The 13,915-nt window shown below is 46.1% G+C and carries 7 protein-coding genes; 6 read left to right on the top strand and 1 reads right to left on the bottom strand.

The window, feature by feature from the left end:
* Nucleotides 1–14: 14 nt before the first annotated feature.
* The 6 genes from G588_RS20260 (at nt 15) to G588_RS0113110 (ending at nt 12,935) form a co-directional block, all read left to right on the top strand.
* Nucleotides 15–3,953 carry an Ig-like domain-containing protein gene (locus G588_RS20260; RefSeq protein WP_155830801.1) on the top strand — a complete coding sequence of 1,313 codons (3,939 nt, stop codon included), beginning with the start codon at nt 15–17 and terminating at the stop codon, nt 3,951–3,953.
* 678 nt (nt 3,954–4,631) lie between these two features.
* A complete protein-coding gene (locus tag G588_RS0113090; protein ID WP_022779191.1) occupies nt 4,632–5,954 on the top strand; it encodes an aminotransferase in 1,323 nt (440 codons plus the stop codon).
* Nucleotides 5,955–5,958: 4 nt separating this feature from the next.
* Nucleotides 5,959–6,453, top strand: a complete 495-nt coding sequence (locus tag G588_RS0113095) for a CinA family protein (protein ID WP_022779192.1) — start codon at nt 5,959–5,961, stop codon at nt 6,451–6,453.
* 258 nt (nt 6,454–6,711) lie between these two features.
* On the top strand, nt 6,712–7,902 hold the full coding sequence (locus tag G588_RS0113100; protein WP_022779193.1) for an NAD(P)-dependent oxidoreductase: 1,191 nt from the start codon (nt 6,712–6,714) through the stop codon (nt 7,900–7,902).
* 98 nt (nt 7,903–8,000) lie between these two features.
* Entirely contained in the window at nt 8,001–10,349 is a 2,349-nt protein-coding gene (gene feoB, locus G588_RS0113105) for a ferrous iron transport protein B (protein ID WP_022779194.1), read from the top strand.
* A gap of 120 nt (nt 10,350–10,469) precedes the next feature.
* Entirely contained in the window at nt 10,470–12,935 is a 2,466-nt protein-coding gene (locus G588_RS0113110) for a glycoside hydrolase family 3 protein (RefSeq protein WP_022779195.1), read from the top strand.
* Here the strand turns inward: G588_RS0113110 and G588_RS0113115 are convergent.
* A complete protein-coding gene (locus G588_RS0113115; protein ID WP_022779196.1) occupies nt 12,932–13,777 on the bottom strand; it encodes an AraC family transcriptional regulator in 846 nt (281 codons plus the stop codon). The two genes, G588_RS0113110 and G588_RS0113115, sit on opposite strands and share 4 nt — an antisense overlap.
* Nucleotides 13,778–13,915: the final 138 nt, after the last annotated feature.

The following is a 13,915-nucleotide window of genomic DNA, read 5'->3' on the forward strand; positions in this document are numbered from 1 at the left end:
AAGGAGGATGGAAGATGAGAGGACTTTTGAAAAAAATATCAGCAATAACTCTGGCGACTCTGATCGCATTTGACACGCCGCTGTGTTCCCTGGCCTATGACGAAGCTCAGTGGGAGGCTGAGGAAGCCGGGGGAGTCTCCTCCTATGATTATTTTGGAGATTCTGAAGGCAGTACAGATCCGGACATCTGGGGGTATGACTATGACACAGATGTTTCCGACGACGTGATTTCCGACGACGTGATTTCCGACGACGTGATTTCCGACGACGTGATTTCCGTTGGCATCGATGATTTCCTGATTGAACAGGAAGCGGATATGGCAGAGGAGGATGCATCTGAATCTGAGGATGCTGATACATCCGGTGAAGTGGAAGAAGCTCCGGATGTAATAGTTGAGGAAGAGGAGGCAGAAGTTACCGATGCAATCTCCGACAATGATGCAGAAATGGTTGTTACAGGGGATGATCTCGGCAATCTGAAGGCTTATGATGATGACATAGTTCATCTTGTTATCGGACAGAAGGTTGATCTTGGTGAGTACCTGAAGAATAAGGTTACAGAACTGGGATATGATCTTAATCAAAAAGGAGCTAAATTCACCCTTGAAGATGGATCTGTTATATCCCTGAGTGCAAAAGGTGTGGTAAAGGCAAATAAAAAGGGTGTGTGCCGCATTTTCTGGTCCACGCTTAATAGTCATGGCAAACTGACAAGGCAGGCCATGCTTATAGACACCAAAGTCCATAAAGCTGCACTGTTTGATAAGACAAAGACCCTGACCTATGTGGGACAGACCTATGACTATAACTACAATGTTCAAAATGATTATGACTGTCCTCCGGTATCCTTTGAATCCGCTAATCCGGATGTCTGCACCATTGATCCGGAGACCGGTGTTATTACTGCTGTCGCAAAAGGTTCCGCCAAGATTTCCGTAATATGGGGCGGCGGTACCTACAATATCAGTAAATATATACTTACCGGAACTGTGAAGGTCAATGTTCCAGCTCTTTCCAAGACCGAAGCAAAAGTATTATCAGGAGCAAAGCTTAAGCTTAAAGTTACAAATGTTCCTAAGGGTACCTATGTTTATTGGGGTACAAAAGATGGTGACGACTGTATAGATATTAATTCCAAGGACCTTACCTGTACCGTTACAGCGCTTTATCCCGGTACCCAATATGTATACGCCGAGATAGACGATCATCAGTATGAGTGTAAAATAGAGGTTCCCGGTGTAACAGTCAAAAAGGAATCCTTTACACTTGACCCCAAAAAGACCGCTACAGTCACCCTTAAAAATACCAAGTATAAAGCTTCCGCCTTTAACTGGAGCAGTTCTGCACCAACAGTTGCTACAGTCAGCAACAAGGGTAAGATCAAGGCTGTGGGCAGAGGCTCTGCTACTATTTTTGCAGAAAAAGATGGTATAGAATGCGCTGTTTTGGTTACAGTAAATAAATCAAAAAAGAACAATAAGAACCTTCCGGTAGATAGCACAGAGGGTATAGCGAAGTCCACAGTACCTGCCGATGCTTCGGAAGATACAGTGCTTGGAAGCGTAAGTAACGGATGCCAGCTTACTGTGGAAGCCGGTACCTTTGAGAAGGATGCCAATATATCTGCATCGCCCATCAGCACCAAAAAACTTACTTCCATGGGTGCCTATAGGGAAGGTGTGTTTGAAGAGATCATTTCGCCTGTAACTATTTCCTGCGAAGGATATACAGAGGGAGACTACTTCGGAACTAACGTTGCTCTGACAGTTCCTATGGGTAAGCCCGGTGAGACCATCACTGATCCGGAGGCTTATGTATTTGCGTATTACGATGAGAATACCAAGTCCATAAGATATCTGTATCCTGACAGCTATGACCTTGAAAAGAATGAAATGACCATCAATCTGCCTCATTTCTCATCCTGGTTTGGTGCCAAGCTTACCAAGGAAGAAGAGATAGAAGCATTCCTTAACAGCTACTGTGCAAAGCGCGCTGTTGAAGAGGGAAAATTCTCTCAGGCTGCTTCAGAACTTGAGCCCTATATCAAGGCAAAGGCAAAAGCCCTTAACCTCAGGGATGAGGCTTTCAAAGATCTGGTTCAGGCTACAATTAATATCATTGCAAGTGAAGGCGGTAAAGCACTTGCTGACGGCGGCTACAGTAAAACAGGTGCAGCGGCAAGCTCTGTCACTAAAGCTATGACCGGTATAGCAAGAAGTCTGACTGATGGTGATGAGCTGGCTGCCTCGGACGGATTTGAGGCTATGGCAGTTGATGCATTACAGAAGGCATGGGATGAGCTGGGATATTCAAAGCGGGCAGGAGCTGTTTTTGATCCCGAAATAGCAGAAGGCTTCTCAAGCCAGGCGATAGGCGGCACCTATGGCTTATATAAAGTATTTAAGCACCTTAATGAAAATGAAACAGAAGATGCAATGAAGGAGCTGGGGAATGTTATGATGGGCGTTCATCCTGCTGTTGAACTCGGAACCAAAGGAACGAGATTTGTTGCTACCTGTTTAAATGTAGAGTTTACCTATTGGAAGGCCAATGAAGTTGAAGAACTTTATCATATATACAAAAACGGTTTTGATAGAGACTTCTTCGGAAATTTCGTACTACCTGCTAACGAGGAATCATTCCTTACTTACCTTAATTGTTCCAGCGGTTTTACCAAGGCTAAAGGAATCAACCGCTTCTATCAGATGGATAAAAGAGAGGAAATGTGGGCAGAATTAAAGGAGCGTGATTCCAAATGGGCAGAATATGGTTCTTACGATTCTCTTCCTGTGGAAGAAAAAAGCAGGGTTGAAGCATATCTTGAAAAGGAGCTGATTGACTATTTTGAACTGCGCAGGCAGCAGGAGGGTGTGGCTGCACAGATCAAAGCCAAGGAACAGGTAATAATTCAGACTATGCTGAATGATAATTTAGGAGCTTTAAAGCTTACAGACGAAAATACAAGACGGTTCTTCAGAGAGGAAACCGAAAAGGACTATAATCTTACCGCAAGATTGGAACGTCTGGTAAAGATTCGTTCTCATATTTCAATGTATATTGATGAAGAGGCGCTTGAGAGATATGCAAGGGATGAGGGCGGATACAATTATGGAGATATGATGAATCACTGGGTAGACTGCTGTGCAAGGAATCAGATTTGGAACCATCCGGAGAATAGGCAGCAGGCCCTTGATGAATTCCTTGAATATGTTGAGATGGCCAACGTTCTGAAACCCGGTATTAACACTAAGTATTCAGGGCTTAATAAGGGCGTTCTGGCTAAAAGCTTTTGGACTGAGCACGAAGGCACAACGATATTGTGGATGATAGGATACTTCGATGATCATATCTGGGATGAAGATGGAAACGAAGATATTGAAGCAGAAAAGGTTCCGTTTAATCAGGATGTAAGGCTTGATATCTCTGATGGAGAAACTCTAAATAAGAAGATTTCAGGAATAGAAAATATGAAACTAAAAGAGGATGGAACCTTTAGCTATAACGCGGATGGAGTTTCCATAAGCGGTTACCTTAATACATCCACTTACATCGGCAGCGGTACATTTACTTTTACTTCCGAGTATGCTAAGAACTATGGCTATTCATTGGATGAAGTCGATGGATTCCTTAGAAATGGGGATGAATTCCCTGACGGATGGAATTGTTTCCGTAATCCGCTGTCATATGAAGAAAATCTGACTTATTCAGGTTCATTTAAGATATCGCCTTCCAAGTCAGATTACCTCCAGTTCAATATGACCGGAAAAGCGACTATGGAATACTCTGGAACTTATATATCAGAGGTTAAGGACTATAGTCTTAGATTTGACAGGAGCAAGGCTACCTGTGTACCCGGAGACTTCTATGGAACTAAGACCTGGGATACTTATGAGAGCAGCATGAGATGGTATCTTGTTCCCAAAAAGAAAACCAGTACAGGGACAGGAGAATAAATAAGAAAATAGAATTTGATTTATTTAAAGATGCGCTGTACTTCATAACTGGAGGTACAGTGCATTTTTCTGTGGTAATGAAAGGTGACACGGGGACGGTTCTTTTGTCATCGTGATAACACAAGCACTGACCTTCTAACAGAGAAGGCAGTGCTTTCTTTTATGATTGAAGCCCCCTTAGTTTACCGGATTGAATTTTAGGTATCGACGCACAGCGAAGTAAGCGTCAGGGGCAGAGGGGGGACATCCGGAGGGCAGGGCTGGAAGAGGCAGCAGAAGGGCAGAAATATTCGCCTCTGACGGAGCGTATAGATTCATGAGCATTTCAGAAAGGTCCCAACGGGTCTGTTCGCAGCTCCGTTGTTTGACGTCCGGCAGAAAACATCCGGGAAACTATAGCATAATAATCCGGACGGAGTTTAGGAGTTGCAGACCCGTTGGGACCTTTATGAAATGCCATGTAATCTAAGCGAAGGAGGGGCGAATATTTCTGCCCTTCTGCTGCCTCTGCCAGCCCTGCCCAGGATGTACCTCTGCCCCTGAACTTACTTCGCGTGTGGGAAAACAGATGTGAACTCAATCGGGTAACCCAAAATTTAAGGTAGTAATGTAATAAAGATTATGATAGAATAAACGAAAATTGTATACACGTAAACAATTAATGAGGAGTAGGTGAAAATGGCCCAGAAAAATAGTGAAAAAAGCGTTGAAAAGCAGAAGAAATACGTCGATATGAGCAAGGCAGAGCTCGAGCAGGAGCTTGTCAAACTCAAGGCTGAATACAAGAAGTACCAGGAGATGGAGCTTAGCCTTAACATGGCAAGAGGTAAGCCCTGCAGAGAGCAGCTCGACCTTTCCATGGGAATGATGGATGCCCTCAATTCAGAGGCTGATCTGTCCTGTGCTGACGGAACTGACTGCCGTAACTACGGCGTTCTTACAGGTATCGAGGAGGCCAAGGAGCTTATCGGTGCCATGATGGAGAACAAGCCCGATAATATCATTATCTATGGCAATTCTTCTCTTAACGTTATGTATGATACTGTTTCAAGAGCTTTTACCCACGGTGTTATGGGCAACACACCCTGGTGCAAGCTTGATAAGGTCAAATTCTTGTGTCCCGTTCCCGGTTATGACAGGCACTTCGCCATCACCGAGTACTTCGGAATCGAGATGATCCCTGTACAGATGACCCCTACAGGCCCTGATATGGACGAAGTTGAGAGACTCGTTGCCAACGACGAATCCATCAAGGGTATCTGGTGCGTGCCCAAGTATTCCAATCCTCAGGGATACTCCTATTCAGACGAGACCGTAAGACGTTTTGCACGTCTTCGTCCCGCAGCAAGAGATTTCAGGATCTTCTGGGATAACGCATACGGAATTCACCACCTCTATGACGATGATCAGGACTACCTCATTGAGATCCTTGAGGAGTGCAAGAAGGCAGGAAGCCCTGATCTGGTTTATAAATTCTCCTCCACTTCCAAGATCACTTTCCCCGGAAGCGGAATTGCAGCTATCGCCACATCCCTCAATAACCTTGAGGAGATCAAGGCTCAGCTCAACTATCAGACAATCGGTCATGACAAGGTTAACCAGCTTCGTCATGTTCGCTACTTCGGAGATTTCGAAGGCATGAAGGCTCATATGAGAAAGCATGCAGCCATCATCCGTCCCAAGTTCGAGGCAGTACTTGATGCCCTTGACAGAGATCTTGCTCCTGTCGGAGTAGGTGAGTGGACAAGACCTAAGGGAGGTTATTTCATCAGCTTCGATGCTCCCGAGGGTTGTGCCAAGGCAATTGTTGACAGAGCCAAGAAGGCCGGTGTTACCATGACTGGAGCCGGAGCAACCTATCCTTACCACAAGGATCCTCATGACTCCAATATCCGTATCGCACCTACCTTCCCTTCACTTAACGACCTTAAGCTTGCAATGGACATCTTCACTGTATGTGTAAGACTTGTAGCAGTTGATAAGATGCTTAAGGAGATGTAAAAAAGTGGATGATTTCGAGGATTTTGTCAGAGGCAAGTATCAAAAGATAACTAAAACGCTGATAGAAAAAAAGAAATATATTACCACCATGGAGAGCTGTACCTCCGGGCTCATCGCTTCTCTTATCACAGATACCGAAGGCTCCTCAGCCATAATGAAGGGAGCCTTCGTGACCTACAGTAATGAAGCCAAGATCATGCAGGGAGTACCGGAAACAGTAATAGCAGAGTATGGCGTATATTCCTGCGAAACCGCGACGGAGATGGCCAAGGCAGCAAAAACGGCCTACGGCGCCGATATAGCAATCGGTGTTACCGGGACCATGGGAAACATCGATCCTGCCAATAACGACAGCACTCCGGGTGAGATCTATTATGCTATAGCTTATGGAAGTGACGTTTTTGTTACCAAAGATAAGCTGATGTCCAAGGGAACAAGAGCAGAATACAAGCTGGTTGTGGCTAACCTCATAGCCGACAAGCTTCTTAGCATTCTATGACATGAGTTAACGAGGACGATTGTGAGTCAATGGGGACGGTTTTTATACCAATGGGGACGGTTCTCTATGGTAAAGTTTTTGCAAAGAAAAAACTTTACCATAGAGAACCGTCCCCATTGGTATAAAAACCATCCCTATAGACATATAGACAAGTTCAAGAAAGTCAAGAAAAGCTCCATCAAAACGGGTTTTTCTTGACTTCTTTAACATATAGAATAATCCAAACGCAAGAAAAGAAAGAATAAAGGGGGTTATTCTATGTCAGTACATGTAATCGATGAGGCAAATCGCTGCCTTCAGTGCACAAATCCCAGATGTCGGGAAAACGGGTGTCCAATTCACACAAACATTCCGAAAATGATACAGCTTTTCAAGGAAAACAAGATGATGGAAGCTGCGGAGATGCTCTTTGCCAACAATCCGCTGTCCATGGTATGTTCTCTTGTCTGCAACCATGAGAATCAGTGCGAGGGAAACTGCGTAAGAGGTATAAAGGGCGAACCTGTGCACATTTCTTCAATCGAGAACTATATATCGGATTCCTGCTTCGAGAGGCTGGAGCTTAAGCCTGCTCCTTCAAACGGTATGAAGGCAGCGGTTATAGGTGCGGGACCTGCAGGAATCACCATCGCCATCATCCTTGCTCTTAAGGGATATTCAATAACTGTCTTCGAGACCCATGACAAGATCGGAGGAATCCTTCGCTACGGTATTCCTGAGTTCAGACTTCCTAAGTCCATTCTGGATAGATATTACAAAAAAATGAGAGAGCTCGGAATTAAGTTCAGACCCAATTTCTCAATCGGAGGTTCCACCGGAATTCAGGACCTCTTAAACGATGGCTATAAGAGCGTGTTCATAGGAACAGGAGCCTGGCGTCCAAGAAAGCTAGGCGTTCCGGGAGAGACCTTCGGAAATGTATTCTATGCCATCAACTACCTCAACAACCCTGATGTCTATGATCTTGGTGACAAGGTAGCTATAATAGGAGCAGGCAACGCTGCCATGGACGTGGCCAGAACCGCCATCAGACACGGATCGAAGGAAGTTGTAGTCTATGTAAGAGGCGAAGAAGTCAGTGCCTCCAAGTCCGAATTTGAGTACGCCAAGGTTGACGGCGTTAAGTTTGAATACAAAAAGCAGATTGTCCGCATCCTGGATGAAGGCCCGGTATTTCTCAATGCAGAAACGGGAGCCGAGGAGCTTGTTCCGGCAGACAGCATCATGATCGCTATCTCTCAGGTTCCTCAGGACCGCATCGTAACCCACGAGAAGGACCTTAAGCTCAACGAGAAAGGAAACCTTTACACCAACGAATCCGGTGAGACCTCCCTTCCCGGCGTCTTCGCCTCCGGCGACGTAGTAACCGGCGCCAAAACCGTAGTTGCCGCCGTCGACGTCTCAAAAAGGATTGCAGAGGACATGGACAAATATATGCAAGGACTGTGATTGGCTTGTTAACATAGGCTAATATTAAGGGTGGCATATTTTCAATGTTGGGACTATAATGTTAATGATAAAAGTTATCAATAAATTGGAGATATGTCATGACTTTAAGAGATGTAAAGATAAATGAAAGTGCAATAGTAACCGAAGTTGGCGGGGAGGGAGCTCTTCGCCAACATTTTCTTGATATGGGAGTGATCCCAGGCGCCAAGGTCAAGGTCGTGAAATATGCCCCCCTTGGAGATCCCATGGAGCTTCGTATCCACGGCTATGAGCTGACACTTCGCCTTGCCGATGCCGAGAAGATCCAGGTTATGAAGGCCAAAGAGAGCGAAGATGAAAGTGTCCGTAAGGCTGTGGAGGGCAATACATACTCCCATCCCGGCTTTGGTGAAGGCGGCAAGTATCATGACAAGAAGCATGAGAATCCGCTTCCCCAGGATACGGTCCTTACCTACGCCCTTGTGGGTAATCAGAACAGCGGTAAGACCACTCTTTTTAACCGCCTCACAGGCTCCAATCAGCACGTTGGCAATTTCCCGGGAGTTACAGTTGACAGGAAGGACGGCGAGATCAAGGGCTATCCCAATACGCTGATAACGGACCTTCCGGGAATTTATTCCATGTCCCCCTACAGCAGCGAGGAGATCGTATCCAGAAACTTTGTATTGGAGGACAGACCAAGGGCCATCATCAACATCGTTGATGCCACCAATATTGAGAGAAACATGTACCTTACCATGCAGCTTCTTGAGATGGGAATTCCCATGGTAGTTGCGCTGAATATGATGGATGAAGTCAGCGGCAACGGAGGTACCATCAAGATCAACCTTATGGAGGAAATGCTTGGAGTTCCCGTGGTTCCCATTTCCGCAGCCAAGGACAAGGGCATCGAGGAGCTGGTAAGCCACGCAATCCATATTGCCCACTATCAGGAGAAACCGCTTATCTACGATTTCTGTGATGAGAATGCCTACGGAGGCGCAGTTCACAGATGTATCCACGCTGTTGAGCACCTGATTGAAGACCATGCCAAAAGGGCCGAGATTCCCCTGAGGTTTGCGGCCACCAAGGTGGTTGAGGGCGACAAGCTCATTATGGATAAGCTTAAGCTGGAAGAGAGCGAAGAGGTAATGCTTGAGAACATCATCGCTCAGATGGAAAAAGAGCGCGGCCTTGACAGAAGCGCAGCCATCGCCGAGATGCGCTTTGACTTCATTGAAAAGGTCTGCAGCAAGACCGTAGTTAAGCCTCATGAGAGCAAGGAACACGCAAGAAGCGAAAAAATAGATAAGTACCTCACGGGTAAATATACTGCAATACCTTCCTTCATCATTATCATGGCACTGGTTTTCTACCTCACCTTCAACGTGATAGGAGCTTTTTTTCAGGGATTGTTAGAGACGGGAATTGATCAGCTGACAGGTGTTGTCAGTGACCTTCTCTTGGCTCATGGAGTTAACGAGGTTATTTACGGACTTATTATCGACGGAATATTTGCAGGTGTGGGCAGCGTCCTTAGCTTTTTGCCCATCATCGTCACATTGTTCTTCTTCCTGTCGCTGATGGAGGACAGTGGATATATTGCAAGAGTTGCCTTCTTCATGGACAAGGTGCTAAGGAGAATTGGTCTGTCAGGAAGAAGCATCGTGCCCATGCTGATAGGCTTTGGATGCACAGTTCCTGCGGTTATGGCCACAAGGACACTTCCCAGCGAAAGGGACAGGAAGATGACGATTCTTCTTACTCCTTTCATGAGTTGTACGGCCAAGCTTCCGATCTATGCATTCTTCGTTAATGCCTTTTTCCCGGGAAGAGGCGGACTAATCATAACAGGCCTCTATTTCCTTGGAATCCTTGTGGGAGTTCTGGTGGCCTTTCTTATGAAAAAGACTCATTTCAAGGGCGAAGCCGTTCCCTTTGTTATGGAACTTCCCAATTACAGGCTTCCCGGAGCAAGGAACGTGGGACTTCTTCTGTGGGAGAAGGCCAAAGATTTCCTTCAGAGGGCCTTTTCCGTCATTTTTGTAGCAACCATTGTAGTATGGTTTTTGCAGAGCTTTGACATTCACTTTGACCTGGTGAGTGATCCGGAGAATAGTATACTGGCCCTTGTTTCAGGAGGGCTGGCTCCCGTATTTGCACCTCTTGGACTTGGAGATTACAGAGTAGTGACAGCCCTTATTTCAGGCTTCATGGCAAAAGAGAGCGTGGTTTCAACTCTGGAAGTTCTCTTTGCTTCAGAGGGCGGTGTAACCGGTGCTCTCACCGCAGTTTCAGCGGGGACATTATTGGTATTTAGTCTTTTGTACACTCCCTGCGTTGCAGCCATTTCCACCATCAAGAGAGAGATGGGAGCAAAATGGGCTGTATTCACCGTTATATGGCAGTGTGCACTGGCCTGGGTAGTGGCATTTATCGTAAGGCTTATACTTGTGGCAGCTTTGTAAACTGACTATAGGACAAAAATTGAGAATACACTTTCGAAATATTTTACTTTTATTTCTTAGAATCGCCATTTACAATGGTATAGGAAATTATTGGTAATATAGCACGGAGGTGTATTTTTTATGCAGAAATGGGCAAGACTTCTTTATCAACCCGGTGTGCCGCTCTACGGCGATACCAGAGTTACCGGAAGTAAGGAACATATAGATATATCCAAAAGAGCTGCTGATGAGGCAGTGGTTTTACTTAAAAATGAGAACGATCTTCTTCCTCTCTCAGGTGATGCACCAGTTGCCATGTTCGGCAAGGCATCCTATGAGTACATTAAGGGAGGCGGCGGATCCGGAGATGTTTTTTGCAAATATATCCGATCCCTTTACGATGGACTTAAGGAGAGAGGCGTCAGAGTATATGAGCCTGTGATCGAGTATTACAGACAGGAGATAGAGAAGCAGTATGAGGCGGGAAGGGCTCCCGGAATGACCGCAGAGCCTGACCTTTCAGAGGATATGGTTAAGGGCGCCAGGAATTTTGCCGACACCGCCATCATTGTCATCAACAGATTCTCAGGAGAAGGCTGGGATCGCAGCAAGGTTGAGTCTCCAAGTGAGTTCAGCCCCTGGCCTGCAGCAACCAGCATGCCTACTCTTTCCGGTGAGGTTTTCCCTGATGGAGACTTCGTCCTTACCGCCAAGGAGAAGGAGATGGTATCCAAGGTCACAGCATCTTTTGACAGAGTAATTGCCGTTCTTAATATTGGCGGAACTCTTGATCTTAGATGGGTAAAAGAGGATGCTAAGATCGGAGCAGCTCTCTACATGGGACAGCTCGGTATGGAGGGCGGACTTGCCACAGCTGACGTGCTTCTTGGCAAGGTATGTCCTTCCGGAAGATTGTCCGATACCTTTGCAGGAACTCTTGAGGATTACCCTTCAACAGAAGGCTTCCATGAGTCCTATGAATACGTTGATTACAGCGAAGATGTATACGTTGGTTACAGATATTTTGAGACTGTTCCCGGAGCGGCAGAGAAGGTGGTTTACCCCTTTGGCTACGGACTGTCCTATACCTCTTTTGACATGGAGGTTGTAGATGCTGCAGCGGTAAAAGAGGTTTCGGGACTTAAGAAGACTGTGAACGCAGCAGATTTTACCGAGGGAAATGACGGATTCTGCTTCACTGTTAAGGTTACAAACACCGGAAAAGTAGCCGGCAAAGAAGTCGTTCAGCTCTATTACAGCGCTCCTCAGGGACTTCTTAAAAAGCCCGCCAGGGAGCTTGGCGATTTTGCCAAGACCAGGGTTCTTGCACCCGGAGAAGCTCAGCTCCTTACTCTTTCTGTAAGTAAGTATGAGCTTAGTTCCTATGACGATCTGGGCAAGGTTTCAGATGCATCCTATGTGCTTGAGAAGGGCGTTTACAGCTTCTATATCGGCGAAAATGTAAGGAATCTTACGAAGACTGATTTTGAATTCAATAATGAGGAAGACAAGGTCATTCAGAAACTTTCTCACAAGCTTGCATCTGTGGAACTCAAGAAGAGAATGCTTGCAGATGGCAGCTTCGAGGAGCTCCCTGTAGGTGAGCACAAGGACATAAATACATGTATTTTTGAGAAGATGGAGCCCGGAACTGAGGAGGCTCTTGTACCGGCAGTTCGCGGAAGAGACAGCTATTTCCTTACTTATCCTTATAAGGAGGGGGCAAAGACTTTTGCCGAAGTTGCAGAAGGAAAAGTAACTCTTGATGAGTTCATGGCTCAGCTCTCCGATGAGGATCTGATCCACCTTTGCGGCGGTCAGCCCAACACCGGCGTTGGCAACGTATTTGGCTTTGGCAATCTTCCTGAGTACGGAGTGCCCAATGCGGTAACTGCTGACGGCCCTGCGGGTGTTCGTATCCAACCTGAGACAGGCGTTAAGACAACAGCTTTCCCTTGTGCCACATCCCTGGCCTGCACCTGGAACAAAGACCTGGTGGAGGAAGTTGGATTTGCCGGCGGCGAGGAGCTCAAGGAGAACAACCTCTGCGTATGGCTCACTCCTGCCATCAACATTCACAGAAGTCCTATGTGCGGACGTAATTTTGAGTATTATTCAGAGGATCCTTATCTTACAGGACGCCTTGCAGGTGCCATGGTAAGAGGTATTCAGAGAAACAATGTTGGTGCCTCCGTCAAGCATTTTGCCTGCAACAATAAAGAAACCAACAGAAAGCACTGCGACTCAAGAGTGTCTGAGCGTGCTCTTAGAGAGATTTATCTCAAGGCTTTTGAGATGATAGTTCACGAGTCTGCACCTTATACAATAATGTCATCCTATAACGTTATCAACGGAGAGCGTGCTTCAGAGAGTCATGACCTCATTACAGGAATCCTTAAGGAAGAGTGGGGCTTTACCGGATTTGTTACCACAGACTGGTGGACAAGGGGAGAGCACTACAAGGAGATCAAGGCAGGAAATGATCTTAAGATGGCCTGCGGTTTCCCTGAGCGTGTTAAGAAGGCTCAGGAAATGGGTGCAGTAAACCGCGCGGATTTCGAGCAGTGCGCCAGAAGAATACTGGCAACTATTCTGAAATTTGATTAAAGGACCGACTCTCTGTATTCCTGAGGAGTCATATTTACCTTTTTACGGAAGGTGGAGCAAAAGGCGCTTTCGCTGCCGAAACCAAGATGATAGCAGATATCCTTGCTGGACATGGTTGTGGTGGACAGCAGGTACTTGGCGTGGTTTATCTTGGTGGTTACGATGTAGTCGTGGGGCGTATATCCGGTCTCTTTCTTGAAGACTCGAAGGAAGTGATAGGGGCTGATGTTAGCTCTTTTGGCCAGATCTTCCAGAGACAGCTCCCCGGTCAGGTTGTCGTTTATGTAGGATACGATATCCTCTATGGCATCGCCTGAGCCGTTTATGTTCTCCGGTTTTACACCGGAGGTTAGAAGCTGCGTAAGAATATTTACAATCCAATTATTGAGGACAGCGTCATTGACCGATGAGCCGTTTTTGAAGGAAGTGTAGAGTTTATCTATGTACTTCTCGAAACGGTAGTTAGAGCTGAGGGTTATGACGCTGCCTTTTTCTTTGGTGATTTCCCCATAGTATCTGCGGGCAAGGCTGCCGTCAAAGTGAAACCACACCGCTTCCCAGCCGGTCTTGCTGCCGTAGGAGTGGGGGCCGTAGCAGTCTATGAGTACTATCTGCCCCTGAGCGGCGGTATAGGACTTGTCATTGATTTCTATAATACATTTTCCCTTTTTGATATACATGCACAGAAAGCTGTCGAAGGACTCCCTGTAGAGGTGATAGCCTGCTTCATATTTGAAATATCCTGTGATCGTGGGATAGAGGAACAGATCACGGGTATTTGCGGCGGGAGTGTGGATGTAGTAATCGGAAACGGGGGATACAAGTTTTTCTTTTGAGTACATGGGGATACCTCAGCAATTTTTTTATATCTGTGAGCAAATACATCTAATGAAATCTCGGAGATGACCGGGTATCATAATTGTAATGATGATGGCAATTTTTTGCAAGATACGAGGTGGTGGAGGAGTCGATGGGACGAT

Origin of the sequence: Butyrivibrio sp. AE3009 (genome assembly GCF_000420845.1) — a bacterium.
Lineage (GTDB): Bacteria > Bacillota > Clostridia > Lachnospirales > Lachnospiraceae > Butyrivibrio.

Excerpts from the sequence above, each read along its gene's own strand:
- G588_RS0113090 (WP_022779191.1), top strand. The coding sequence starts at position 4,632 with ATGGCCCAGAAAAATAGTGAAAAAAGCGTTGAAAAGCAGAAGAAATAC.
- G588_RS20260 (WP_155830801.1), top strand. The coding sequence starts at position 15 with ATGAGAGGACTTTTGAAAAAAATATCAGCAATAACTCTGGCGACTCTG.
- G588_RS0113100 (WP_022779193.1), top strand. The coding sequence starts at position 6,712 with ATGTCAGTACATGTAATCGATGAGGCAAATCGCTGCCTTCAGTGCACA.
- feoB (WP_022779194.1), top strand. The coding sequence starts at position 8,001 with ATGACTTTAAGAGATGTAAAGATAAATGAAAGTGCAATAGTAACCGAA.
- G588_RS0113115 (WP_022779196.1), bottom strand. The coding sequence starts at position 13,777 with ATGTACTCAAAAGAAAAACTTGTATCCCCCGTTTCCGATTACTACATC.
- G588_RS0113110 (WP_022779195.1), top strand. The coding sequence starts at position 10,470 with ATGCAGAAATGGGCAAGACTTCTTTATCAACCCGGTGTGCCGCTCTAC.